Annotated in this window: 23 protein-coding genes and 1 pseudogene; 14 read left to right on the top strand and 10 right to left on the bottom strand. The window is 51.9% G+C overall.

Annotated features, from left to right (window positions below; all coding sequences use genetic code 11):
* From DHf2319_RS03005 to DHf2319_RS02990, 4 genes are read left to right on the top strand one after another with little or no spacing between them, the layout of a single operon-like run.
* Positions 1-1104, top strand: coding sequence for a glycosyltransferase family 9 protein (locus DHf2319_RS03005; RefSeq protein WP_243479320.1), 1104 nt, complete (start codon positions 1-3; stop codon positions 1102-1104).
* Positions 1101-2405, top strand: a complete 1305-nt coding sequence (locus DHf2319_RS03000) for an MFS transporter (protein ID WP_243479319.1) — start codon at positions 1101-1103, stop codon at positions 2403-2405. The genes DHf2319_RS03005 and DHf2319_RS03000 overlap by 4 nt, the downstream gene beginning before the upstream one ends.
* A gap of 34 nt (positions 2406-2439) precedes the next feature.
* Positions 2440-2976, top strand: a complete 537-nt coding sequence (locus DHf2319_RS02995; RefSeq protein WP_243479318.1) for a thiamine pyrophosphate-binding protein — start codon at positions 2440-2442, stop codon at positions 2974-2976.
* 5 nt (positions 2977-2981) lie between these two features.
* Positions 2982-3575, top strand: coding sequence for a thiamine pyrophosphate-dependent enzyme (locus DHf2319_RS02990; RefSeq protein WP_243479317.1), 594 nt, complete (start codon positions 2982-2984; stop codon positions 3573-3575).
* A gap of 11 nt (positions 3576-3586) precedes the next feature.
* On the opposite strand, the gene DHf2319_RS02985 is transcribed toward DHf2319_RS02990, so the two are convergent.
* A complete protein-coding gene (locus tag DHf2319_RS02985) occupies positions 3587-4669 on the bottom strand; it encodes a calcium/sodium antiporter (RefSeq protein ID WP_243479316.1) in 1083 nt (360 codons plus the stop codon).
* Positions 4670-4834: 165 nt separating this feature from the next.
* Here DHf2319_RS02985 and DHf2319_RS02980 point away from each other — a divergent pair, with 165 nt between their 5' ends.
* Entirely contained in the window at positions 4835-5344 is a 510-nt protein-coding gene (locus tag DHf2319_RS02980) for a Spy/CpxP family protein refolding chaperone (protein WP_243479315.1), read from the top strand.
* Between the two features lie 69 nt (positions 5345-5413).
* Here the strand turns inward: DHf2319_RS02980 and DHf2319_RS02975 are convergent, their stop codons facing one another.
* From DHf2319_RS02975 to DHf2319_RS02950, 6 genes are all read right to left on the bottom strand, one after another.
* A complete protein-coding gene (locus tag DHf2319_RS02975; protein ID WP_243479314.1) occupies positions 5414-6778 on the bottom strand; it encodes an ATP-binding protein in 1365 nt (454 codons plus the stop codon).
* A complete protein-coding gene (locus DHf2319_RS02970; RefSeq protein WP_243479313.1) occupies positions 6775-7473 on the bottom strand; it encodes a response regulator in 699 nt (232 codons plus the stop codon). Before DHf2319_RS02970 ends, DHf2319_RS02975 begins: the two co-directional genes overlap by 4 nt.
* A 78-nt stretch (positions 7474-7551) precedes the next feature.
* Positions 7552-8889: a hypothetical protein gene (locus DHf2319_RS02965; protein ID WP_243479312.1), complete on the bottom strand. Its 1338-nt coding sequence runs from the start codon at positions 8887-8889 to the stop codon at positions 7552-7554.
* Positions 8890-8947: 58 nt separating this feature from the next.
* Entirely contained in the window at positions 8948-10345 is a 1398-nt protein-coding gene (locus DHf2319_RS02960; RefSeq protein ID WP_243479311.1) for an MFS transporter, read from the bottom strand.
* Positions 10346-10453: 108 nt separating this feature from the next.
* Complete coding sequence (locus DHf2319_RS02955; RefSeq protein ID WP_243479310.1) at positions 10454-11125, bottom strand: 3'-5' exonuclease; 672 nt, start codon at positions 11123-11125, stop codon at positions 10454-10456.
* On the bottom strand, positions 11115-13016 hold the full coding sequence (locus DHf2319_RS02950; RefSeq protein ID WP_243479309.1) for a DUF294 nucleotidyltransferase-like domain-containing protein: 1902 nt from the start codon (positions 13014-13016) through the stop codon (positions 11115-11117). Before DHf2319_RS02950 ends, DHf2319_RS02955 begins: the two co-directional genes overlap by 11 nt.
* A gap of 249 nt (positions 13017-13265) precedes the next feature.
* Between DHf2319_RS02950 and DHf2319_RS02945 the strand changes: the two genes are divergently transcribed.
* The 5 genes and pseudogenes from DHf2319_RS02945 to nudC all read left to right on the top strand — a co-directional run.
* A complete protein-coding gene (locus DHf2319_RS02945; RefSeq protein WP_243479308.1) occupies positions 13266-13526 on the top strand; it encodes a DUF4212 domain-containing protein in 261 nt (86 codons plus the stop codon).
* Between the two features lie 11 nt (positions 13527-13537).
* The gene (locus tag DHf2319_RS02940) at positions 13538-15352 is read left to right on the top strand and encodes a sodium:solute symporter family protein (RefSeq protein ID WP_243479307.1); all 1815 of its coding nucleotides are present in this window, start codon (positions 13538-13540) and stop codon (positions 15350-15352) included.
* 113 nt (positions 15353-15465) lie between these two features.
* The gene (locus tag DHf2319_RS02935) at positions 15466-15873 is read left to right on the top strand and encodes a hypothetical protein (protein WP_243479306.1); all 408 of its coding nucleotides are present in this window, start codon (positions 15466-15468) and stop codon (positions 15871-15873) included.
* Between the two features lie 15 nt (positions 15874-15888).
* Positions 15889-16227, top strand: coding sequence for a DMT family transporter (locus DHf2319_RS02930; protein WP_243479305.1), 339 nt, complete (start codon positions 15889-15891; stop codon positions 16225-16227).
* Between the two features lie 42 nt (positions 16228-16269).
* Positions 16270-17046 (top strand): annotated as a pseudogene (nudC, locus tag DHf2319_RS02925) (NAD(+) diphosphatase); the annotation flags it as partial.
* A 20-nt stretch (positions 17047-17066) separates the two neighbouring features.
* Here nudC and DHf2319_RS02920 read toward each other — a convergent pair.
* From DHf2319_RS02920 to ald, 3 genes are all read right to left on the bottom strand, one after another.
* Complete coding sequence (locus DHf2319_RS02920) at positions 17067-18275, bottom strand: acetate/propionate family kinase (RefSeq protein WP_243479303.1); 1209 nt, start codon at positions 18273-18275, stop codon at positions 17067-17069.
* Positions 18276-18369: 94 nt separating this feature from the next.
* A complete protein-coding gene (locus tag DHf2319_RS02915; RefSeq protein ID WP_243479302.1) occupies positions 18370-19872 on the bottom strand; it encodes a protein adenylyltransferase SelO in 1503 nt (500 codons plus the stop codon).
* A gap of 105 nt (positions 19873-19977) precedes the next feature.
* Positions 19978-21093, bottom strand: a complete 1116-nt coding sequence (gene ald / locus DHf2319_RS02910; protein WP_243479301.1) for an alanine dehydrogenase — start codon at positions 21091-21093, stop codon at positions 19978-19980.
* 92 nt (positions 21094-21185) lie between these two features.
* On the opposite strand from ald, the gene DHf2319_RS02905 reads away from it, so the two are divergent.
* The 4 genes from DHf2319_RS02905 to DHf2319_RS02890 all read left to right on the top strand — a co-directional run bounded on the left by DHf2319_RS02905 (position 21186) and on the right by DHf2319_RS02890 (position 25803).
* The gene (locus DHf2319_RS02905) at positions 21186-22109 is read left to right on the top strand and encodes a LysR family transcriptional regulator (protein ID WP_243479300.1); all 924 of its coding nucleotides are present in this window, start codon (positions 21186-21188) and stop codon (positions 22107-22109) included.
* A 137-nt stretch (positions 22110-22246) separates the two neighbouring features.
* Entirely contained in the window at positions 22247-23350 is a 1104-nt protein-coding gene (locus DHf2319_RS02900; RefSeq protein ID WP_243479299.1) for an ABC transporter ATP-binding protein, read from the top strand.
* Between the two features lie 77 nt (positions 23351-23427).
* Entirely contained in the window at positions 23428-24486 is a 1059-nt protein-coding gene (locus DHf2319_RS02895) for an ABC transporter substrate-binding protein (RefSeq protein WP_243479298.1), read from the top strand.
* A 75-nt stretch (positions 24487-24561) separates the two neighbouring features.
* Positions 24562-25803, top strand: coding sequence for an ABC transporter permease (locus DHf2319_RS02890; RefSeq protein WP_243479297.1), 1242 nt, complete (start codon positions 24562-24564; stop codon positions 25801-25803).
* The last annotated feature ends 2 nt before the right edge of the window (positions 25804-25805 follow it).

Here is a 25805-nt window from a genome sequence, read left to right as displayed (position 1 = left end):
TTGCTGCAATTTGCAGCCCCTCACTTCCTACCCATGTTCAGAAATCTGTTGCGCCGCTTTGATCAATTCCGCCGTCGGTATACGGAAGGGGTAAACGCGTGGCTCTACGGTTTGATTGGACGAGATAAATTTTTGTTACATGAACGTCTGGATACCTCAGACATCCGTCGCATACTGGTACTAAGAAACAATAAGCGCATTGGCAACATGTATTTCCTGTTGCCATTTCTGAATGCCGTTAAACAAACGTATCCGACAGCAAAAGTTGAATTAATGGTGATTGCACCGTCGCAAGCGAGAGTCTTTGATGCAATGTCATTAAACAAAATCTGGGTGTCGCACTTTGCATTCACCAGTGCGTGGCAATTTTTTAAAACACTCCGGGGATGTCGCAAACAACCGTATGACCTATTGCTCATGCCGCACCCATCGTCCACGGACATCATCATCGGCGCACTGATCCACGCGCGCAACAAAGTCACTTTTGCTGACAGCAGGACGCTCAGAGTCTATCCCCACGCAGTCCATGGTGAAAACGCAAGCCCACACGCAGCGTTAACCCCTCTGGCTTTGCTCAATGAGTCAACAGCCCCAGTGAACGTCAACCATTTAATGACTTTGACACCGGAAGAGAAGCATCAAGCAGAACGTGAAGTCAAACAACTCCGTGACCAAACCGGTTTGTGCATTGCCTACTTTCGTGGTGCCAGAGGCAAAAAGATCATTGCTGACGAAGGCTGGCACACCATTCGACGCAAGTTTGACGCCGCAGCCAACGAACCCATTACATGGGTCGAAATTCTCAGTCCTGATGTCACTACCCCGCTCATCACCGGGACATTGACCTGGCAGTCGTCAAATTTTCGCCACCTAGGCGCATTTCTAGCAGCCTGTGATCTATTTATTTGTGGTGATACTGGACCACTGCACCTGGCAGATGCTGCGGGTGCTCGTTGTATTGGCCTGTTTACAGCGACCTCACCAATGCATTACGGCTGCCTTGGGAAGCAGTGTGTCAACCTTGCCAACATAGAGAGCTTAAATGCTCAAGAGGTTCTCGCCTCAATCATGATCAACCGTTCAACGTCTGACCGCACACCATGAAGATTTTTTACGGCTGGAAGATGGCTTTTGCAGCCTGCGGCTTGCAGATTATTCAAGCCATGATGCTGCATCAAGCTTTTGGTGCTTACGTGGCGGTACTGACCACCGAAATGGGCTGGAGCAAAACGTCCCTTTCTGCCGGATCGGCCATGTTATCCATGGAAGCAGCCCTACTGGGTCCTGTACTTGGCTGGTTTCTGGATCGATTTGGCTCCAAGGGCGTGATCAAGATTGGCGTCATCATGTTTGGGATGGGTTTTATTGGTTTGAGCCAAATCGACACCTTGTTTGGCTTTTACATCAACATCGCCATTATTGCCGTGGGTGCATCCATGGCCGGTTACTTTCCCTTAAATGTTGCCATCATCCAGTGGTTTGAAAAAAAACGTGCACGCGCATTATCCATTGTTGGACTGGGATTTGCCATGGGTGGCGTATTTGTGCCCATCATTGCCGGTTCAATTGAATTATTTGGGTGGCGTGCAACTGCTCTTGGCAGCGGCGTTGTTACTTTATTGATCGGTTACCCGCTAGCCAGCATGTTTCGCAGGCGACCAGAAGACTTTGGCGAGGTCGTCGACGGTATCGACAGCAAAGCCGAATCCAAACAACAATCAGCCAACAAACCGGCTACGCCAGAACCTGACTTCACCGCTCGCCAGGCTTTGAAAACCAAAGCTTTCTGGTTGCTGGCTGCTGGACATGCAATCGCACTGATCGTCGTGATGACAGTCAACACTCATGCGATTAACCATATGCGGCTATCGCTGGGATATTCGATTTCACAAGCGTCTGTCTTCATCATGATCATGACTGGGTTTCAGGTCTTTGGTGTCTTGATGGGCGGTTACCTTGGCGACAAATTTGAGAAGCGCATGGTAGCAGCAGCCTGCATGTTGCTTCACGCCAGCGCTCTATTCGTATTGACCTATGCCACTGGCGTGATCGAGCTCATGTATTTCGCCATTGCGCATGGATTCGCCTGGGGACTCAGAGGCCCCTTCATGCAGGCCATTCGCGCAGACTATTTTGGGCGGCGTGCCATCGGCATGATCTTGGGAGTCTCGGCTATGGTAAGTGCTTTTGGGCAAAGCATTGGGCCGTTGGTGGCTGGTATTTTGGGCGATGCCACAGGTGACTATGAGCTTGGCTTTACGATTTTGTCTGGTATTGCGCTGATCGGCGCGGTTGTTTTTTGGATGGCCAAGCGGCCGCTGCCGCCAAATGCCAAACCACCGACGAGTGCTGCTACTGAAGCAAAGGATGAAACAACTGGATCAAGGTCCGCGACTCCGGTATAAACAACGGATCGCTAACCAAGTACAGAGTTAATCAATGAGCGCATCTGACACTAGCATTGCTGGCTGGAAGGAAGATATCTTTAATGTTCTGAAAGCTGGCGACATCAAACAAGTTACCTATGTGCCCGATGCCGGTCACGCCCATGTCATCCAAAAGGCGCAAGCTGACCCAAACATCAAAGCGGTCGTGCTGACCACCGAGGAAGAAGGCGTAGCCATCAACACCGGTGCCTGGCTTGGTGGTGAGCGGTCCGTTCTGCTGATGCAAAGCAGTGGCGTTGGTAATTGCATCAATATGTTCTCCTTGCTCAATAGCTGTCGCATTCCGTTTCTAACGATCATCACCATGCGCGGCGAATACGCTGAATTTAACCCCTGGCAAACACCAATGAGCAAGGCCACCGAAGGCTGCTTGCAGATGATGGGATTTCGGGTTCTGCGCGTTACCGACCCCGCCGAGGTCGAGGATGTCGTCTCCGCTGCCCTAGATTCAGCCTTCGTGGCTGGTGAGCAAGTCGCTGTCCTGATTTCACAGCGCCTGATTGGCCGTAAAAAATGGACCAAGGATTAATCGTTATGAGTCACTCTATTAACCCAACCATCAATCGCCGTGAATTCGTAGCTGCGCTCGTCAAGGCCTGCCCAAATGCCCTATTTGTTGCTGGGCTAGGTTCATCAACATACGACTTGTTTGCTGCAGGTGACCGCCCCGAAAACTTCTATTTGTGGGGTGCCATGGGCGGCGCAGCTGGCATTGGTTTGGGGCTTGCGCTAGCGCAGCCAGCAAAGTCAATTGTGGTGCTCACTGGCGACGGTGAACAGCTGATGGGCTTGGGGACCTTAGCGACCGTCGGCGCCCAACAACCAAAGAATCTGACGCTCGTCATTCTGGACAATGGACATTTCGGTGAGACCGGGATGCAACACAGCCACACCAGTCTGGGTACCGATTTGGTTGCAGTCGCTAAAGCCTGCTCAATCGCCAACAGCCATCTGGTCACAGATCAAAGCAAACTAACAGACATAAGCACTTGCGTTCAGGCGCCGACACAGACTAGCTTGTTTCAGGTTCTGGTGAGAGCAGACGATGTGCCCAAGGCTTTACCGATTCGTGATGGCGTACATATCAAGAATCGATTTCGCTCGGTACTTGGTCTAGACCCGATCTGAATAATGTCTCATCATTGAGTCTTTGTCTGCCGAATACTGACCACCACCAGCGTGATGATGGTAATCGGCAGAACAAAACTCAACATAACCGACGAATAAGCGGGTAACACGCTGTGTTCCTGTGCGCTTAAGATCAGATAGGCCACATACGCCACGTAGTAACCCACGAACACACCCCCCTCCCAGCGAGCGATTTCTCTGCCAGATAAAAATACAGGCAAGCAAGCGATAAACGCTGCCAACATCACCCACAAATCAAAATTCAAAACTGATGTCGCCACCGGCAAACCGTCAATGCCAGCTGCCAGACCTCCGAGGCCAACGCAGCCCAGGATGTTAAAGACGCAACTGCCGACCACATTACCAACTGCCATGTCGCGCTCGCCCTTAAAGGCCGCCGCCAACGAAGCAGCGACTTCAGGCAAGGAAGTACCAGCTGCCACAATGGTTAGACCTATGATGAGTTCGCTCAAGCCAAGTGCGCGCGCAAAAGTAACAGCAGATTCCACTAACCACTCTGCACCCTGCACCAGCATCATCAAGCCAGCGATCACGAACCAGACTTGCACATACCATTTGCCCATCCAGCCCTGGGGCCGACCCGCAGGCAGCTCAGCCTCGTAGTCGGCAGCTGCCTGCGCAGGGGCACGGCGCGCCTGAATCACCAGAAACGCCGTGTAAGCCACTAGCAGGGCAAGCATGATGGCTCCCTCAAGAAATGTAATCACCCCATCAAGACTGAACGCCATAAACAGCAGGGCTGATCCGATCATGATCGGCATCTCCTGGCGGATGACCTGAACATGCACCGCTAGCGGCACAATCACTGCGCTCAAACCCAAAATCACGAGGATATTGAAAATATTGCTGCCAATCACGTTACCGACAGCGACATCCCCTTGACCAGCAAGTACGGCACCCGTGGACACAGCCATTTCTGGTGCACTCGTGCCAAAGGCAACCACGGTCAGTCCAACCACTAACGGTGACAAGCCAAACGACAAAGCCAATTTGCTGGCGCCGCTGACCAGTGCATTGGCACCCACCACTAACAAAGCCAGTCCCGCCACAAAAAAGAAAATAGCTGACAACACGATTAATTACGCCTTAACACGTTGATTTTCTGGAAATATAACCTGAGCCCCTTATCAAACATCCAATAACCTGAAACCATCTGAAACAACTACTTTCAGAACGAAACAACTTCGAAACCGTCTCGGTCAGACAATGCAATTGTCAACTGATCAAGGAGAAATGACATGACAAACCGTAAATTTGCTCGTTCCGCGATCGCCGGCTTATCGATGGCGCTGGCTTCCGGTGCTGTATTGGCCTATGGCGGTGGCCATGGCGACAAAATGGGCAAAGGCAGCTGCAATGACAAATCGGCACGCATGGAACATGGACAAAAGCAGCGTGGTGGCATGATGCAACTGCCAAGTGCTGTGATTGAGAAACTGAACCTGACTGACGCTCAAAAAGCCGCATTCTTTGATGCACAAACAGCAAGCAAGGCCATGCGCGACAGCATGCGCGAGACCATGCGTGATGCTCGCGAGCAACGCAAATCAGCCACTGAGTCAGGCAAATTTGACCCACGTGAAATGTTCAAGCAACAAGACGAACGCATGGGAAAAATGCAGCAAGCGCGTCAGAGCATTCAACAGCAGTGGCTTGGTTTCTGGGACACGCTCTCAGATGAGCAAAAGTCCGTGGTCCAGGACTACATGCAATCCAAAGTCCAGAGCAAAAAGTCCAAGCAAAGCTAATCCGCAACCCAACGAAGACTAGCCAACCCAAGCAGGCCTCGAAAGAGGCCTCTGTTCTTTTTAAACGGACTAATTACCACCCGATAACGGTAGCTTGACTTGCACGCTCAACCCACCAGATGCGTGCGCGGCCAAACTAACCGAGCCACCGTGGGCAATCGCAATGCCTTTGACCAAGCTTAGACCCAAGCCCACATTGCCGCTTCTGGACCTCGCTGCATCAATGCGCTCGAAGGGCTTGAAGGCTCGCTCATACTGCGACGGATCAAGCCCTGCGCCATGGTCAGAGACAGTCAAGCAAGCGAACTTGGGATCAATTTGCTCAAGTGCAATTTCCACGGGAGGCTTGCCGTGGGTTAAGGCGTTGTCAATCAGGTTATTCAACAAGCGCTGCAAGGCAGCTTGGTCAGCACTTACTTCAAGAATCGGTAAATGACCAATCAAGGCAATGTCTTGGCCTAACTGACGGCGTTCGTTAACCTGCTCTTGCAACCAGCGATCAAGTCTTAGCTGCTCAAGCCTCAAACGGCTGATGTCCTGCCCCCGCAAGAAATCCAGGAATTGCTCAGTCATGTGCTGCATGTCGGCCAAGTCACGCTTTAGGCCTGCTTTCAGCGCTTGATCTTCAGTCATCTCAATGCGCAGGGCCATGCGGGCCATGGGCCCCTTTAAGTCATGCGGCAAGCCCGCGAGCAGTGTCTGTTGAGTTTGCTGGGTTTGCGCGAGCGCCTCTAGCATTGAATTGAAGTGTTCACCCAAACGTCTGGTCTCGGTCGGGCCAGACGGCTTGACCGGCTCAGGCCGGCCACTAGCCAGCATGTCCGTGGCCTTAGCCAGTCGGGTGATGGGGCGCGTAATGTGCCAAGAAAACCAAAGGGCAATCATGGCCAAGACAAACAGCGCCAACAGCCACCAAAGCAAGAACGGCACCCTGACGGGCGGGTCAATTCGGTCCAATGGGATGCGAAGCCACGGTGCTTGGCCAGGTCTCTCACCTAATGATACGTACAGATATGGCTGGGCGCCTGCCGAGACAGCCACACGCGCTGTCGATCCAAGCGCTCGATTGACTTCGCGCGACAGCATCCTCAGGCTACGCCGAACGGCTTGCGCATTTTGAGCGCCGGCCTCAAGCCCATCTGCTGATTGAAATCGGGCACCGCGCGGTGGCGGCTCGTCCAATAATCGCCACTGCCCTTGCGAAGTATGATGCACAAACATTGCCTGACGCTCGGGCCTGACCATGGAAATGGCAGACTTTAATGTCGTGATGCTGGTGACCAACAAATTGGCTGTCGCTGTCTGCAACTCATCGCGCTGGTAGGTCACCATGACATAGACCGTTAACGCTTGAGCGACGAGCAAGGTCGCTAACACCAAGAGCACCAATCGTGAACGAAGCGACGCCAGTGGACGCCAACCAGGCCATCTCATGGCGAGAACCGGTAGCCCGTGCCCCAGACTGTCTGTATCCAGCGTGGGGATTTGGGGTCATCTTCAATCGCACGCCGCAAGCGCAAGATAGCAATATCAATTGCGCGATCGTTACGCTCACCACTGTCGTCATCCCGAGCCAGTGCCAATAAGCGCTCACGCGACAATGGCTTGCCTGCATGATTAATCAACGCTTCGAGCAGATTGATCTCCCCGCCGGTTAGGCGGATCACTTCATCACCGCGCGAAAGCTCGCGAGTCACCGGGTCGAACTTAAACGGACCGAAGCTATAGGGTGAATTGGGCTTTAATGCCGAAGGGCCGGCCTTGCGTCTAAGAACTGCCTCAATTCTGGCTAAAAGCTCACGCGGATCAAAAGGCTTGCCCAAATAATCATCGGCACCGGATTCCAATCCCATAATACGGTCCACAGGTTCGTCTTTGGCTGTGAGCAACAAGACAGGCACATCCTCGCCCTGGGCGCGCAAATCCCGGCACGCTGCCATGCCATCTCGCCCTGGCATCATGCGATCAAGCACCACCAGATCGGGGGTGAACCGGGCAATCAAACTCTCAAGGTCATTGGCATCGGCAGCCAGCAAGGTATCAAACCCGTGCTTGTTCAAATAGCCTGAGAGCAACTGGCGCAGTTCTGGGTCATCATCAACGACGAGCAGTTTTTTTACGGGGTTCATGGTGAAAGTGTCGTACCAACCACAACACTTGGCAAGTAATTGAGACGGATTTGAAACCGGTTGAAACAATTGCCTTGATTATGGACGAGCAGAACCAATCTCTTTGTCAACATATTGCCTGACCTGGTCAGCATAGCTCGCTTGCCAAGAGAACTTTCGGCTATCCGAAATAGCCACCAAGTTAGTGACCACAAAAAATGCCGCAACCCACCAAAGCGGCTTAAGCGAAACAGCACTGCCTTTAAAAAACGCCCAATAAACCCAAATGAGTACAGGCATGATGGCAGCCGGAAAAATCAGTATCAAGTGCCAGTAGTTGAATACGATTGGTGCCAGACCAGCACTCACTAACATCGCCCAAAAAGCACCGAACGAATACAGAAGCAACCAGGTGACTGCATCTGTCACAGCGCCATCACGCCTGCGCCAATGTTGTCGAATATCGAACCACGCAGCCATATTGGCAATCAAGGCCATCACAATCGTCAGCGCTGCCAAGAGGTATTGCACGATTCGCCACAGCCAAACCAAGCCGTATTCAAGCCAGCCCCAAGCGGCAAGCCAGTCAAAGCCTGCATCGTTGACCAGTTTGCTCGGAAACGCCCAGGCACCATATCGCAACCAATAGATCAGAGACTTAAGTACTGGGTAGACATGTACCGCCCCCCAACCAATGTAGCGCTCATGCGTATCCGGATCTTCGTTGCGAGCGATATGCGGATTAGCCAATAGTTCAGATAGGTAAGGCAGCAAGGATGCAATCACCACCAAGACCGCGGCTGATACAGCCCACCAGTTAACCCGAACTATTTGCCGCCACCACAGATACAGACTAATAAAAACCAGCAATGGCCAGGAAAAATGCAATTGCATGGCAAATCCAATCGAAAGCACATGCCCAAAGGTGCTCCAAAAATCCGGTTTGTCCCGTAGTCGCCAAGCCGTATACAGATGCAGGCCAGCGCAAAAAATCAAGTAGGCCGGGTTGTAGAGCAGACTGTCGTATTGAATCCATGGATTTAGCCACAACAACAGCACAAGTAACAAACGCGGCACCATATTGTCTGGCAAGGCCTGACGAATGACTACATCAATCATTAAAAAGCCGGCCAATCGCATGGCAAGCAATAAGATGATCGGTGCGTAAGGCGAGTCCCAGAGCATTAAGGGAACGGCCACCAGAGCCGTGGATAGAAACCCTGGTACATCACCCACCACGCTGGCAGCATTGCCAGTTGATGGCCAGATCCCCGAGTAGGCTGCCTGGTAGCCTCGATGGATCATTTGTAACTGGTCGCCATCGACGATCTGATTGACCTGATACCAAAAGGACAAACCCAAACCCAACACGACACCCAGCCAAAACAAACGCTCTAGCTTGCTATCAATGATGGTCTCTGAAATGAGGGGCTTCACAGGCTTGGTGCAGTATCTAACGGCATGAGCCGATTGTACGTCGCCTGCTGATCGTCTTTTAAGTGTAATTATTCATTTTGACGCGCGAAGCCAGCCATCCGATGGCAACGCTGGCTATGACCGTAGCCACCAATCCAATACGCAAGCCACTTTGAATCGACAGTTCGGCAATCACCATGCCAACCAGAGCAGTGCCAATCGCACTACCTAGCGCTCTGGTAGTCTGAACCAGCGCAGTGGCCACGCCTGCGTCCTCACGCTCGGCAATGATTTGACTAAATAGCGTGTAGTTTGGCAGCAGGAACCCAAGCCCCAACCCACAAAACCCCATAACAATCAACATGTATGACTGGCTGCTATCAGCTGTAAAGGTTAGAGAGCCTATACATCCGATCAGCAGAAGCACGCTGCCAAACACCATCAGTCGCTGCGGGTTGGTCTCACGCGGGAATAGTCGCCCGTTGATAATGCTGCCAATCGGAATACCAGCAACCAGAGGCACAATCACAAAGCCGGTGTAGGTCGGGCTAAAGCCAAACACATCCTGCAGTTGCAGCGGTATGTAAAAAATCAGTACGAACATGACAGCGCCTGAGAGCAAGGCCGCCAAGTTCAGGTAGCGCATCTGAGCGGTCTCTAGCACTCTCAACGGAAAAATAGGCGTCAAAACCCGACGCTCAACCCGCATCAGGGCCCAAACGATCGGTAAGGCACTGACGATCGTGAGCAAGGCCACCCAAGTAGGCACAGTGTCGTTACCCATGGTGAGAAACTCCAGCCCCACCAAAGGGGCAGCAACCAACCAGAGCAATAAGAATGAACCAATCCAATCGAGCTTGATCGGACTGCCCAAGCTTGGACGCAGCAAAGGAAAGTACCGCCACACCAATACAAGTGCGGCTACCGCCGTTACTGGAATGACATAGAAAGCCGCCCGCCAACCCAGCGTCTGAGTGATGGCGCCCCCCAAAACAGGGCCAATACCACTGGAGACTGCAAACGTCACAGACAACATCACCATCCAGCGCACGCGCTCTTTGGGGTCCGGGAACAGGTCAACTGGCGCAGCAAATGCCGTCGCGATCATCATGCCGCCACCCACTCCTTGCAGTACGCGAAACGCGATTAACTGGCCCATGGTTTGAGACAGACCCGACAAGGCTGAGCCCAAGGCGACCAGCACCAAGGACAGCAACATCAGTGTCTTGCGCCCATACAGGTCGCCGAGCCGCCCAAAAATCAGAATAGATACCGAGCATGCAAGGAAATAGCCCGTACCAGCCCAGGCATATAGCGCCATGCCATCTAGCGACTGTGCCACTCGCGGCAAGATCGTGCTGATGATCGTGGCATCAAATGCAGCGATCGCAACGGTCAGGGCTACACCGGACAGCGCGACAAACAAGTCGCGCTTGCGCCGAGATACGTCTGGGGTTAGTTGAGGTGACTGATTCACAAGTTGCAGCCCACAAAACCTAGCTGGCAGATAGCGAGGACATACACTGAGTATAGATGGCAGTCTCAGGTCAAAGCATTTTGTTAGGCAAGAACTTCTGGTACTGCGCTAACCAATCCGGGTGGCGTTTTGTGAGGCAAGTTGCTGCAGTTGCTTAAAGTCTGTTGCCACCGATTGCGTGTGGCGCAAAAGCTTTAACAACAACTCAGCAGTCACAAACGTGTCCGACGCAGCCGAATGGCGCGCGATGCTTTCAAGCCCAAAGTGCTCAACGCATTCGTCCAGACCAAGTGCGTGGGACTGACGTGTCACCCAATTGGCAATCGGTTGAACATCCACCCAGGGATTGCTCATCTCAGGCATGCCGACGTGCTTTAAGGCATTGGCAATCATGGCTTTGTCAAACGGCGCGTGGTAGGCGAAGATCGGTGAATCACCGACCCAGTTCACAAACCAGCCAAGCACATCAGCCTCGGCATGGCCCTTGCCCTGCGCATCCACACCAATATGATGAATCAAGATATTGTCTTTTTTTGCTTTGGGGTGCGCTTGGTGTATCACCGCTTCGAATGTATCGGCCAGCGGTATGTGACCATCGCTTAAGTCTGGCTCCAGATGCACCGCCACCGCAGCAATGGAAATGATGCGGTCGTGGCGAATGTTCAAACCCGTGGTCTCGGTATCAACCACCACCCAGCGGCAAGTGCCTACAAGCTCGTAGGCATCAGCATGGGGCTGTGTTTCGGGTGTTGGGCTGCGGCCAAATAATTTATCGAACATAGTCAAGCCTTAGACGATGCTGCATGGTTTGCATGACGTTAAAGGAAGCCTTCAAAATCACCTTGTCAACTTTGCTCAAGCTAGACATGGCGACCGCATTGGGGTTGCCACCCAAGGCATCATCATCCATTTGCGCCTTCAGACGCAAGGTCTGCAGAAACTCAAATGTGGCAACCCAGTCAGCTGCACGTGCATCGTCATAACCCAAAGCTGCCGCTACGGCTTCTAGTCGGGTTTTGGTGTTGCGCTCGGTGATGCCTTTGGCCAATGCGTAAATACGTGCAAAGTCTGTAATTAAAGCCGTGCCATGCAGTTTCACGTCGATCGCAGGCTTGCCGCCAATCTTCTCGCTGTCGATGCCACCGAACAGGGTCAATGGCACTTTCCACTTCATCGCATTGGTGGCGAGCAATGCGATGAAGCGCGGGGTTTTTTCTGCTGCGTCAGCAACATATTTCTGCATGGGCTGCGCCAACGTTGCATTGCCCGATATCGGCCGGAAATCAAAAAAGATGCTTGAGTCGAGCAGGTCCTGCGGTGAGCCCGCGTCAATCCACTGTGCACACCGCTTGACCCAGTCGCGCTGACGCCGACAATAATCTGGATTGCTGGCCATCACGTTGCCTTTACACAACGGGTAGCCACAAGCGTCCAGGCCTTCATTCACCTCTCGCGCAAAGGCCAGATATTGTTGCATCGCAGCATCAGAAGTGTCGTCAGGAACGATCAAGGCATTGTCTTGGTCAGTCGCAATCGTCTGTTCTTCACGGCCTTCCGAGCCCAAAGCAAGCCAGCAAACTTGATTGAGGTCAATATTAAATTTAGGTGCAGTTATTTTGATGAGCTGATCCGTTAGGGCGTCATTCAAATAACTTACCAGCCCTGTCAAACGATGACCAGTAACCCCTTGGCTAAGAAGGTTTCTGGCATATTGACGAATGTGCGCCGAAGCAACCACTAGCCCGTCAAGGGTATGTGCGGCGCGGATCTCCGCGCCAATGTTGCCTACCGAGAAGCGCTGAAAGGTAAACAGGTCACGCTCGGAAATCAGCCCAACCACCTCATTATGCTGCAGCACCGGCACATGCCGGATTGACTCTTGCATCATTAAATTGGCAGCGGCTTCAACGGTGTCATCTGCCTGCAGCGTTTTGAGGTTTTTGGTCATGACATTGGAAATTGGAATATTTAAATCAATTTCCGATAAAACCACTCTTTTTAATAAATCGTAGCGCGTCAGGATACCAGCCAATTGACCGGAAGGGTCAATGACAAGAATCGAACCAACCCGCATTTCATCCATGTTTTCAAGGGCTTGTCGCAAAGGCGTGTCGGGCGTTACGGATACAGGCTTGCGGCGACAAAGCGCGCCAAGGGTATTTTGTTGCAACTGGGTTTCAGCAGCTTTTGCAGCAAAATGTTGCCTTAAAGTTTCTTGTGATTTTTGTAAAGCCAGCTTGAAACGATTTTTTAAATAATCAATAAAAACGGGTGCACGCACACCCATTTCAGGAATTTTTGAAACTGGGAACAATAAAATAAAGCAGTCACCCTGTGCACGATAGTGGGTGCTGACTGGCCGCCCAGTGAGCACTGAGCCGACCGAGAACATCTCACCTGCCTCAAGCTCAAACCTATGTTCCTCGCCGTTTTCAAGCCGCTCGCCGACCACACTCCCCTGTCGGATCAGATATAAAAATTTCGGTGCATCAAAATCCGGCCCAATAATAAGTTCTTTGGGAGCGTAATATTGCTCTGAACAGGCTTCAATAAAATAACTGATGTCGGCCAATTCCATTTCAGAAAATGGCATGACCTTCATTAACTGCTCCGCCAAGCCTGAAATCAGGCTTTCAGATTTAATCTCGATATGATTGGATTCTTCGTTCATGTCTACGCTCCAGGCCATCCAAAATCGCTATTTCTTACAGGGGCTTACGAGAACTTCTGTCAGATTCACGCAAGTTCCGTAAGCCCCTCGTCAGATATTAAGTAAGCCGATTGTCAGATATATTGCGACGCAAAAAATACTAGTTATTTTCCCTAATACGATTATTACGCGTTTCTGCTGTAATTCACTGCGGTAGGTCAAAAAAATAAACCTTTTCCAGGTTTTGATTTAAATCCGTGAGGAGATGTTATGTCAGAGAAATATGACTCCCATGCCTATTGGCGGGCGACTCTGTCGCTATTGACCAAGATCCTGATCGTCTGGGCTCTGGTCTCGTACGGCGCCGGCATTATTTTTGCCGGGGCACTAGACAGCGTGATGCTAGGCGGCTACCCGCTTGGCTTCTGGTTCGCCCAACAAGGCTCCATTTACGTGTTTATCGCACTGATCTTCTACTACCGCAAGAAGATGGGTGAGATCGATCGTAAGTTTGACGTTGACGAAAAGTAAAGGGGCCACTCATGGAACTTCAAACCACTATTTACATTATCGTCGGCTTGACCTTTGCGCTGTATATCGGTATCGCCATCTGGGCGCGTGCCGGTAGCACCAGTGAGTTCTACGTCGCGGGCAGCGGCGTGAACCCAGTGGTCAACGGCATGGCGACGGCAGCTGACTGGATGTCGGCGGCGTCATTCATCTCCATGGCCGGCCTGATTGCTTACATGGGATATGGCGGCAGCCTGTTTCTCATGGGCTGGACCGGTGGCTATGTGTTGCTTGCCTTGTTGCTGGCACCTTACCTGCGCAAGTTCGGCAAGTTCACCGTGCCGCAGTTCATTGGCGATCGCTACTACTCCAAGGGCGCTTCGACCATTGCTGTGATCTGTCTGTTGGTCGCTTCGATCACCTACATTATTGGTCAGATGACCGGTGTGGGCGTGGCGTTCTCGCGATTCCTTGGTGTGTCAAATGACACCGGTATCTACATCGGTATGGCCATTGTGTTCTCATACGCCGTGTTCGGTGGCATGAAGGGCATCACCTACACCCAGGTGGCACAGTACCTGGTGCTGATTACTGCCTACATCATCCCGGCAATCTTTATCTCGCTGGCATTGACTGGCAATCCACTGCCGCAGTTGGGCTTGGGTGCTGACAATGTGACAAGCCAGAAGTCACTCTTGGTGACCTTGAACGAGGTGATCCAGGATCTGGGCTTTAACGAGTACACAACACAGCTGCCGGGCAGCAAACTGAACATGTTTGTCTACACCCTGTCGCTCATGATCGGTACTGCTGGTCTGCCCCACGTGATCATCCGCTTCTTCACGGTTAAAAGCGTGGCCGATGCCCGTTCGTCAGCTGGCTGGGCACTGGTCTTCATCGCGTTGCTCTACACCACGGCTCCTGCTGTGGCTGCCATGGCTCGCTTGAACCTGCACACCACCATGAACCCGACGATCATCGAAAACCCAGAGGGTATCTTCAAGCCTGATGGCGCGATTCTGCATGCAGAGCGTCCGGACTGGATGAAGCGCTGGGAAGTGACCGGTCTTCTGAAGTGGCAAGACAAGAACGGTGACGGTCGTATCCAGTACTACAACGACAAGTCATCTAACCAAGAGTTCATGAAGAAAGCTGAGGAAGCGGGCTGGAAAGGCAATGAACTTACGGTTAACCGCGACATTATCGTGATGGCCAACCCCGAAATCGCGATGTTGCCCAACTGGGTGATTGCGCTGGTGGCAGCCGGCGGTCTGGCAGCGGCATTGTCAACAGCGGCAGGCTTGCTGATGGCGATCTCATCTGCGGTCTCACACGACTTGGTGAAAAACGTCTTTAAACCCGATATCAGTGAGAAAGGCGAACTGATGGTAGGTAAAGTCGCGATGGCTCTGTCGATTGTGCTGGCAGGCTACCTAGGCTTGAATCCGCCAGGCTTTGCGGCGGGTACAGTGGCACTGGCCTTCGGTATTGCCGCATCCACGCTATTCCCGGCGATCATGATGGGTATCTTTTCTAAAAAGATGAACAAGAGTGGCGCGATGGCCGGTATGGTGGTTGGTCTTGTGGTGACACTGTTCTACGTGTTTGCACACAAGGGCATCTTCTTCATCAAGGGCACGGAGTACTTGGGCCTTATTGGTGGCGCTAACAGCTTCTTTGGCATCACGCCTGAAGCCTTCGGTGCAATCGGTGCAGGGATCAACTTCATCGTTGCCTTTGCCGTGGATAAGGTGACCAAAGAGCCGCCAGCACACATCCAGGAGATGGTGGAATCTGTACGTATCCCACGTGGTTCTTCGGCTGTGACTGGTGACCACTATCACTAAGCAGTAAGATGTTCTGGTTGGTTCGCGTAACGCCCTCAGGCAACGCGACCAACCGGGCAGATTCAAAGCCCTGAGACAGCTGTCCACAGGGCTTTTTTATTGGAGTAGTTGATATGGTGCCGGATATTGCCACCGTTATTTTCTGGATGTTGTTTCTCGCGTTATTCCCGATCTCTTTTGTATGGTTAAGGCGCGCCTACCGGATCATTCGCAAAAAAGACTACAGCGAAGTTGCCCTAATCCGCGGTGAACCACCGCCAAACCCCAAACGCTATGCGCCTTTTACGGCCGCGGTGAACCTGATCGCTGGTCTGGTGCTGGTGTCAGTCATCCTGTCAGTGGTGCTGTGGATTGCGTTTGGGATTGTCATTATCAACCCCGATTTTCAAAACTGGGTTGCAGTAGCCGGTTCAACCCTCTGGATGAAAATCATCTTCGACTTCCTGATCAGCCGCCAGGCCAAAGTATTGTCCAAGCGTGATGCGCAGGCCGCGCAAGCCACCGAAACCAAAAAAACCTGATTGCCTACAATACACATGCCAACTAGCCCCTGGATTCTGCTAGGCATCGCCATCGTCACCGAGGTCATTGCGACCTCTTCACTCAAAGTCAGCGATGGCTTTACCCGACTCTGGCCTAGCGTGGTTGTAGTCATTGGTTACGGCATCTCTTTTTATGCGCTGGCATTGACCATGCGCAGCCTACCAGTCGGTGTGATCTATGCCATTTGGTCAGGCTTGGGTATCACCCTGGTCACTCTTGTAGGCTGGTTTGTATTCAAGCAACACCTATCCGCCAACGCGCTCATAGGCATCGGACTGATCATTGCAGGCGTGATCGTTATGAATCTTTCACCGAGTGGGACAACGCATTAAGATTGGACTATCCTCGTCTAACAACAACTACAACATAGCCAAGCCATGCAGCACACTGAATACTGGATCATTCGGCATAAGCAGCAAATCCTGATAGATACCAACAATGTGTTGGGACCAAACTTCATGCCTCACGCTGATTATCTTGATGGCGATCACAGTGAACCGATTATGGTCGGTTACTGGCAGGGATTGCCATGCTACGCCACTGATACACGGTCGCCGCCCGAAGGATTTGCAGCTGAATTAGTACCCTTGCGCCAAGTGTTTGGTGTTGCCGGACCTGAGGCTTTCGCCATGGCTGGGCGTGCATCACAATTGATTGATTGGCAGTTAAACCATCAGTATTGCGGGCGCTGTAGCCACATGACCCGTCTGCATACCGAAGAGTTTGCCATGCAATGTGATCGATGCGGACTAAATGCTTACCCGCGCATCTCGCCTGCTGTTATGGTGCTGGTGCGTCGTGGACGTGAGTTCTTACTGGCGCGAAGCCCCCACTTTAAACCGGGCGTATTCAGTGCACTGGCCGGATTTGTCGAGGCTGGCGAAACGCTTGAGCAATGCGCCGCGCGCGAAGTGAAAGAAGAGGTTGGTATTGATATTGATCACCTGCGATATTTCAGTAGTCAATCATGGCCTTTCCCGAACTCACTCATGATTGCGTTTACGGCAGAATACGCTGGCGGCGAGATTACGCCCGATCCTGACGAGATTGAGGCCGCTAATTGGTTTGACATCGATGACCTGCCAAGACTACCTGATCCCGTATCAATTGCCAGGCGTCTGATTGAAGGGGCACTGGCTGAAATGCAGTAGACAAGAATTCAATCCAACAATTAACCTTGAGAACTAAGCTTTTTGCCCATCAGCCGCTGTGTGTGCTGAGCAATCATAATTTCCTCATCCGTCGGGATGCGCAGACAAAGCACCCGTGATCGGCGAGTCGAAATAATGGTGTCATGGCGGTTGTTAGCCTCTTCGTCAAGCTCAACGCCAAGCCACGCCATACCGTCCAGAACTGAGGCTCTGACATGGGCTGAATGCTCACCGATACCACCGGTAAACACCACAGCATCTAACCCCTCAAGTGCCGCGGTCAGTGCGCCAAGCTCACGCTTGATGCGATAAACAAAGTAATCAATTGCCTGCTTGGCTTCTAACGCATCGGATTGCTCAAGCTCACGCATGTCGTTCGAGATACCAGAGATGCCTTTTAAGCCCGACTCTTTGTAGAGTAAGTCAGACATTTCGCGCTCTGTCATGCCCTGTTGCAGGAAGTACAGCAACACGCCAGGGTCAAGCTGGCCACAGCGCGTACCCATGGGCAAGCCATCAAGCGCTGAGAACCCCATGGTGGAGGCAATCGAATGGCCATTGAGCATTGCGCACATGGATGCGCCATTGCCCAGATGTGCGACCACCACCCGTCCTACGGCCTGTAACGGAAACTCAGTCTCTAAATGGTGAGAAATATACTCATATGACAAACCGTGAAACCCGTAGCGTCTGACGCCCTGCTCGTAATACTTGCGTGGCAACGCAAAACAGTCTTTTACAAATGGCTGATGGCAATGAAACGCAGTATCAAAGCACGCCACATGTACCGCCCCCGAGAATGCAGCCTGCGCAGCCTGAATGCCCGCGAGATTATGGGGCTGATGCAAAGGCGCCAGGGGTTCGAGCTCGCGCAATTTTGCGATGACCTCAGGCGTTACCACCACTGGACTGTCAAACCAGACACCACCATGTACCACCCTATGCCCGACCGCCACCACTTGCACGCCAGCCATTTGTTGACCAAACCATTGCACCAGCCAACCGATTGCCTGGACATGACTATCTAGACCATCAGCAGACCACGCATGACTATAGCTTTGGTTATCGACGTGCGATTTCGCATCGAACTTTGCATGACTGCCGATGCCGGTTAACTGCCCGCTAAACAAAAGACTCAAGTCGTCAGCTGTAAACAATGCAAACTTGATCGACGAAGATCCAACATTCAATGTCAGCAAACCCTGCTGACTATGTAAAGAGGTTGTCATGGCGCACACCTGAGCAGTTCAATGGTCGAATCGTACATTGCATTGATGAATACTGCGTGACCACACAACACTTTGATGCAACATGGCCGTCAAACTACGTCCCACAAAACGTCATATATCCTGGGTTGTGCTCGCCCGGGTCCATATATGACGCTTTGCCATCCTGATGCTCGTATGGATTACTTAAAACTGATAGCAACTGATTAAACGGCTCTAGATCCATCTCGCGCTCAGCTTGTGTCAGTGCGTGCTCAACCAGATGATTGCGAGCGATGTATGCCGGATTGGTTCGATTCATTCGATCACGCACAGCCGATAGTGACTCACCCTGCCGATCCAGACGGGCTTTCCATTTCGCGTGCCAGTCTTTGAACTTGGGTGACGAATAGACTGGACTTAACAAGAGCTCGGCTTGGGCTAACTCACGAAACGTGTTGGTGTAATCAACTTGCGCCTCAGTCATCCAATCAAGTAGATCGGAGATCAACTGTTCGTCAGTTTCATCAAGTTTGCGTTCGATACCAAGCTTATTTAACATCATCTGCTCAAAGCGCGAGGTATAGAGCTCAGCGTATTGCCCAATCGTCTCTTTAACCGTCTCAATTGCCCTATCTTCATTGTCATCAATTAACGGTAAAAGCGCTTCGGCCAATCGCAGGAGATTCCACTGCGCAATGCCGGGCTGGTTACCGAATGCATAGCGTCCTTGATGGTCAATAGAGCTAAAGACTGTTTCGCGATCGTACCGATTCATAAATGCACACGGACCATAGTCAATCGTCTCACCCGAAATCGTCATGTTGTCAGTGTTCATGACACCATGAATAAAACCAACCCGCATCCAGTTAACGATCAGCGTGGCTTGCACATCAATCACCCTTTGAAGTAAAGCCAGAGCGGGATTGTCAGCCCCTTCAAGCTCAGGGTAATGACGCCTGATCGCATACATTAAAAGCGCCCGCAAATTCTCAACATCACCTTTGGCTGCTGCATATTGAAAGGTACCCACACGTAAGTGACTCGCGGCCACCCTTGTCAACACTGCCCCGGGTTGAGTGGTTTGCCGAAACACTGGCTCACCGGTAGAGACCACCGCCAAGCTGCGAGTGGTAGGAATCCCCAATGCATGCATCGCTTCGCTAATGAGATATTCCCGCAGCATCGGCGCCATCGCAGCCCTACCATCACCGCGACGCGAATACGGTGTGGGTCCGGACCCTTTTAACTGTATATCAACACGTTTGCCTTCTGGTGTGATCTGCTCGCCAAGGACAACGGCACGGCCATCGCCCAACATGTTAAAGCCACCGAACTGATGGCCTGCGTAAGCTTGCGCAAATGCAACCGCACCGGGCGGCACAACATTGCCCGCGAAATAATCCACAGCCGCAGCATCTGAACCCAGGAACCCAAGACCAATCTCATCAGCCAATGATTGGTTAAATAAAACCAACTTCGGCTCGCGAACTGCCACTGGATTCAGGCAGGTGTAGAACACATCTGGCAGTTGCAGATAGCTATTATCAAAGCGCCATTGGCCGGCCAAAGTACCAACGGGGTCGGTTAAGGCCACGGAACCGAATTTTTTGGGGGGCATGAGGTTCGAATACTCGAAAGTTTTGATATCTTATGCTAACAAGCAAAATCAGCCCTAATCCCAGTGCCCTTGGCGCTCGCAAGGGCACTGCGCCAGATCAACCGATCAACCGAGCAACGATTCGGCCGCAGTGTAGGGCAAGCCTAACGACTCGGCTACCGCCCGATAGGTGACCTTACCTTGACAAACGTTGAGCCCGCGACGCAAATGCTCATCGCATTGCATGGCTGCCTGCCAGCCTTTGTTGGCCAGCGCCAGGGCATGCGGCAAAGTGGCGTTGTTCAAGGCCAGCGTCGACGTCCTGGCGACCGCCCCGGGCATGTTGGCCACGCAGTAATGCACCACCTCGTCAATCACATAAGTCGGCTCCGCATGTGTGGTTGGGTGTGAGGTCTCAAAGCAACCCCCTTGGTCAATGGCGACATCCACCAAGACACTGCCTGGTTGCATCTGGCGAACCATGTCATGGGTGACTAGCTTGGGCGCTGCTGCACCCGGCAGTAAAACTGCTCCAATGACCACATCAGCTGATTTGACTGCATCCTCAATGGCAGGCGTGGTCGAGTACAAAGTCGTCATGCGGTTGCCATACAGCGTATCGAGATAACGTAAACGCTCTAGGTTCTTGTCGATAACCGTGACGCGGGCCTGCAAGCCCACTGCCATTTGCAAGGCATTCGTGCCCACTACTCCAGCACCGAGAATCACCACGTGGCCCGCGGGCACCCCTGGCACACCACCCAACAACACACCCTTGCCACCACGGACTTTTTCTAGATGGGTGGCTGCAGCCTGAATCGACATGCGTCCGGCAATTTCACTCATGGGTGCCAATAACGGCAAGCCCCCACCAGGTCCGGTGATCGTCTCATAGGCCAGGCAAATCGCACCTGATTGCATCAATGCCTTGGTCTGGGCAGCATCGGCGGCCAGATGCAGGTAGGTATAAAGGATCTGGCCAGGTTTGAGCATCTCGCATTCAGGCAGTTGCGGCTCCTTGACCTTGATGATCATTTGGGCGTACTCAAATACAGCTTCAGCATCTGGCGCGATGCTGGCACCAGCCGATACGTAGTCGTGGTCAAGCATGCCAATGGCTGCACCGGCATCGGCTTGCACCATCACCTCGTGGCCTGCGAGCGTTAGCTCGCGTACGCTCGCAGGCGTTAATCCCACTCGATACTCGTGATTCTTGATCTCTTTGGGAACACCGATTCGCATTGCAATTCTCCTTTTGAAACAAATGCTGCGAGATGTTGCCACTGGCTTTGCAGGATTAACATGCCAGCTTTGTAAAGTTTGCTTGCCTACTTATGAAAGTTAAGAAAAAAGCGTTGCTTGGTCAACTCAGTGATACCGACTTTCGGCTTTTGCAGGTCTACCAAGCTGTCGTTAACTGCGGTGGATTCTCTGCCGCCGAACTCGAACTGAACATTGGTATGTCAACCATTAGTCGGCATATCAAGGACCTCGAAACCCGACTAGGCCTTGTGCTGTGTCAACGCGGACGATCCGGCTTTGCTCTAACTTCAGAAGGCAAACAGGTCTATGCAGAGGCCTGCAAACTGTTTGGAGCGCTCGAGCAGTTTCGAACTGGCATTGACGACATCCATGGCCGGCTTGGTGGCGAACTGAAGATAGCCGTCTTTGAAAAAACCACGAGTAATCCGAACGCCAAAATCCCTCGTGCGATTAGCACCTTTGTTCACGCAGCCCCCGATGTGTCGCTAAGCCTGCATGTGCGGCCCATCAACGAAATCGAGCGCGCTGTCATTGATGGTAGCTACGACTTGGGCATTATTCCGGGGCATCGAGATTCTCAGTGCCTTCAATACACACCGTTATTCACGGAAGACATGCAACTGTATTGCAGCACCGATCATCCACTAAGCGCAGTCACGCATCAATCTCTAGAATGGGATGAAGTATCGGGGCATCCATTAGCCGGTTTGGCTTACCACTCGCCCAATTTGCAAACAACACACAAAGCGGGTCTCACGCGAACGGCTCACGCCTACGACCAAGAAGGCGTAGCAACGTTTATCTTGTCGGGCAAATTCATCGGGTTCTTACCATCGCACTATGCCCATTACTTTGAAATCATGGGTCAACTCGTTGCCATCAGTCCCCAAACCCTGAATTATCAAGCAACGTATTTTGCGATCACCAGACACTCGCCACCGCCCTGCCGTGCCACAAAAATGTTCATTGACTGCCTCATTGATGCGCATCAATGAGCCATCTAGGTGCAATCCCTAACAAACATTAATTTAATCCTGCTTGCCGATACTCAAACAGGACGAATTTCGGTATAACCCAATATGTTTCATATTTCAGACACGTCATGTCTGAGGTCATTATCTAGGCGTTTTGAATGCAATCAGTTGAACAAGATCCTGCCGCCAACTACCTGGTGTTTAACCAGGTTAAAAAAACCTACGACCAAAAAACGCTGGTTGTCAAAGATTTCAGCTTGACTGTTGCCAAGGGTGAATTCATCACCCTACTTGGCCCATCAGGGTCTGGTAAAAGTACCGTGCTGATGATGCTTGCCGGCTTCGAAAGCGTCACAAGCGGTGATATTTCTGTTGATGGCGTCTCGATCACGCGCACTGCACCCTACCACCGCAACATTGGTATGGTGTTTCAGAGTTATGCCTTGTTCCCGCATATGACCATTGCCGAGAACCTGGCCTATCCACTACAAATTCGTAAGAAAAGCAAAGCCGAGATTAAAGACAGGGTTAAAGAGTATCTTGCACTGATTGAAATGCAGGACTTTGGTGGCCGTTACCCTGGACAATTATCTGGTGGTCAACGCCAGCGGGTGGCCTTGGCACGCGCCTTGATATTTGAGCCGTCGCTTGTATTAATGGATGAACCGCTAGGCGCACTTGACAAAAAGCTGCGCGAGCAGATGCAGTATGAGATCACGCGGCTACACGAAACCATTGGCTTTACGGTCATTTACGTCACGCACGACCAGACCGAAGCCTTATCAATGTCAGATCGTATTGCTGTTTTCAATGCTGGCGTCGTTCAACAGTGCGCCACTCCCGCCGAACTCTACGAACGTCCGGCTAATGCCTTTGTGGCTGACTTTATCGGTGAAAACAACTTTATCGCTGGTACGGTAGAAAGACTTGAAGGAATCACCGCCATGGTCACAGTGCCTAGTGGCGAGCAAGTCAAAGCGCAAGCTGCTGACGGCATACAAGCTGGGCAAGCAACCAGGCTTTCTGTTAGGCCAGAAAAACTCTTTATTCTGCCGACTAGCCACGCCTACGACAATCATATGAAAGCCAAGTTTGTCACTCGACACTACGTCGGTGACTTCATTCGTTACTACTTCGAACTGGCCGATGGCAGTGAAATCAATGTCAAAGTACTTAATGACTCGGCTGCCCCGACCTTTAATGAAGGCGATCAGGCCGAAATCGTCTGGTTATTAGGCGACTGTTTTGCGTATCCAGCTTAACCGCTGGATGACAATAACCCGGGATTCTCAACGACAAGCTGTATTCATCGATCCCGATTTTTGACTGGAGGCTACTCATGAAAAAGCTGTCTACTGTATTAACGGGTGCGGCGCTAAGCCTGGCCCTGATGGGTCCGGCGCAAGCCGAGACTCTGACTGTGGTGTCGTTTGGTGGTGCCTACGGTGCCGCTCAAGAAAAACACATGATTGCGCCGTTTGTACAAAAAACTGGCAATCAGATCCTGTTCGAAGATTACTCCGGCGGGATTGCTGAACTCAAAGCACAAGTCGAATCCGGCAATATTCAGTGGGATGTGGTTGATATCGAGGTGATCGATCTCGAGCGAGCCTGCTCTGAAGGTCTGCTAGAGGAAATCCCACGCAACATACTACCGCCCGGCGATGATGGCACACCAGCAATGCAAGACTTTGTGCCGGCTGCACTGGCCAACGAATGCGGTGTCGGCGTCATTGTGTGGACCATTATTTATGCCTACAACAACGACACCGTGGGTGCCAACAAGCCCCAAACCATCGCTGACTTGTTTAACACCCAAAAATTCCCAGGCAAGCGTGCATTCCGCAAGCGCCCGCAGGTCAACATGGAATGGGCTCTGATTGCTGATGGTGTGCCTCCCGCCAAGGTCTATGAGGTACTGGCCACTGAAGAGGGTCAAAAGCGCGCCTTTGCCAAGCTCGATACCATCAAGAAAGACATCGTTTGGTTTGACAGCTGGTCACAAGCGCCGCAACTTCTAAACGACGGTGGTGCCGTGATGGTTCAATCAGCCAACGGTCGTATCTTTAGCGCCATCAAAGAAGACAAAAAACCGTTCACGATTGTCTGGGATAGCCACGTGTATGACCTCGATGTCTGGTCAATCGTCAAAGGATCGAAAAAGAAGCAGCTCGGTTTAGAGTTCATCGCGTTTGCGACCCAGTCCAAGCCTTTGTCGGGCATGGCTGATGTGGCTTATGGTCCAACCCGCAAATCATCTGCAGCGTATGTTGATCCATCGGTCACCCCTGACCTACCTACCTCGCACATGGAAAAAGGCGTAAAAGCCAACGGCATTTTCTGGGCAGACTATGGCGAATCACTTGGTGAGAAGTTCAACGAATGGCTCTTGAAGTAACGTGAGCCGGCCGGTGCTGGCTAGCCTGGCACCGGCCGATCTCTAACACCGCAAACTTTTTACCGCCCGACATACATGAGTGAGATGACCCTATCACGCCAGGACCGAGCCAGTGCATACGCAGAACTGCGGCGTCGCAAACTCGTGGCGTTTCTGTTCGTGGCACCTCTGCTCGCGTTTTTATTGTTTGCTTTTGTGGCACCGATTGCCTCTATGCTCTTTCGCAGCATCCATGAGCCAACCGTTGCTGACCTAATCCCCGATACGCTTGACAAAATGGCGGATTGGGATGGACAACAGATGCCACCTCGCGAGGTCATGAACCAGTTCGCACTTGACTTGAAGCGTCTGGCCAACGACCGCACGTCTGGTCGCCTCGCAGGTGAAATCAACCGCTCACTGCCAGGCGCAAGTAGCGTGATTCAATCTAGCGCCAGACAGTTACGCCGTATCGATGATGCCGAACTTGCCAGCTCAGGTACTGATGCGCTGTTCAAAGCTAACAAGCGCTGGACCGAGGTTGAAATTTGGCGGACCATACAGCAATCAGGCAACCCATACAGTGTGGACCAGTACCTCACTGCACTTGATCTTCAAAAAAACCCCGTTGATGGCTCCATCGAAGCGAGAGACGGCCCCAAAATCTACGTTGATCTCTACACCAAGACTCTTCGCATTGCGTTGTTTATCACGCTGTTGACCATCGCACTTGGCTACCCACTGTCCTACTATCTTGCTGGGTTGCCCGACAAAACGGCTAACCTTTTGATTGTGTTTGTACTGCTACCGTTCTGGACATCGTTGCTGGTACGAACCACTTCATGGATTGCCCTTTTGCAAACCAACGGCGTGGTGAATTCATTTCTTATGGCCATTGGGATCATCAATGAACCCATGGAAATGCTCTACACAGAGTTTGCTACTGTCATCGCGATGACTCACATTCTGTTGCCCTTCATGATCTTGCCGCTATACAGCGTCATGCGAGGCATTGATCCGAGCTACTTTAGAGCTGCACTATCGATGGGTGCGCGGCCGATTCCAGCTTTTCTTAGAATCTACCTTCCTATGAGCCTGCCTGGCCTATCGGCCGGGGCACTGTTAGTGTTCATTATTTCGGTGGGCTACTACATCACACCAGCCTTGGTCGGTGGCACCGAAGGTCAAATGATTTCGAATCTGATCGCATTTCACATGCAGCAATCAAACAACTGGGGATTAGCGGCCGCCTTAGGCTCAATTCTTCTGGCCGTTATCTTGTTGCTGTATTGGACCTATGATCGTTTCGTGGGGACCAAGAATTTGTCATTCGGCTAACT

The sequence above is a fragment of the Orrella daihaiensis genome, assembly GCF_022811525.1.
Classification (GTDB): Bacteria; Pseudomonadota; Gammaproteobacteria; order Burkholderiales; family Burkholderiaceae_B; genus Algicoccus; species Algicoccus daihaiensis.
Note: the sequence above shows the minus strand (reverse complement) of the source record. Positions and strands in the feature narration are given on the sequence as shown.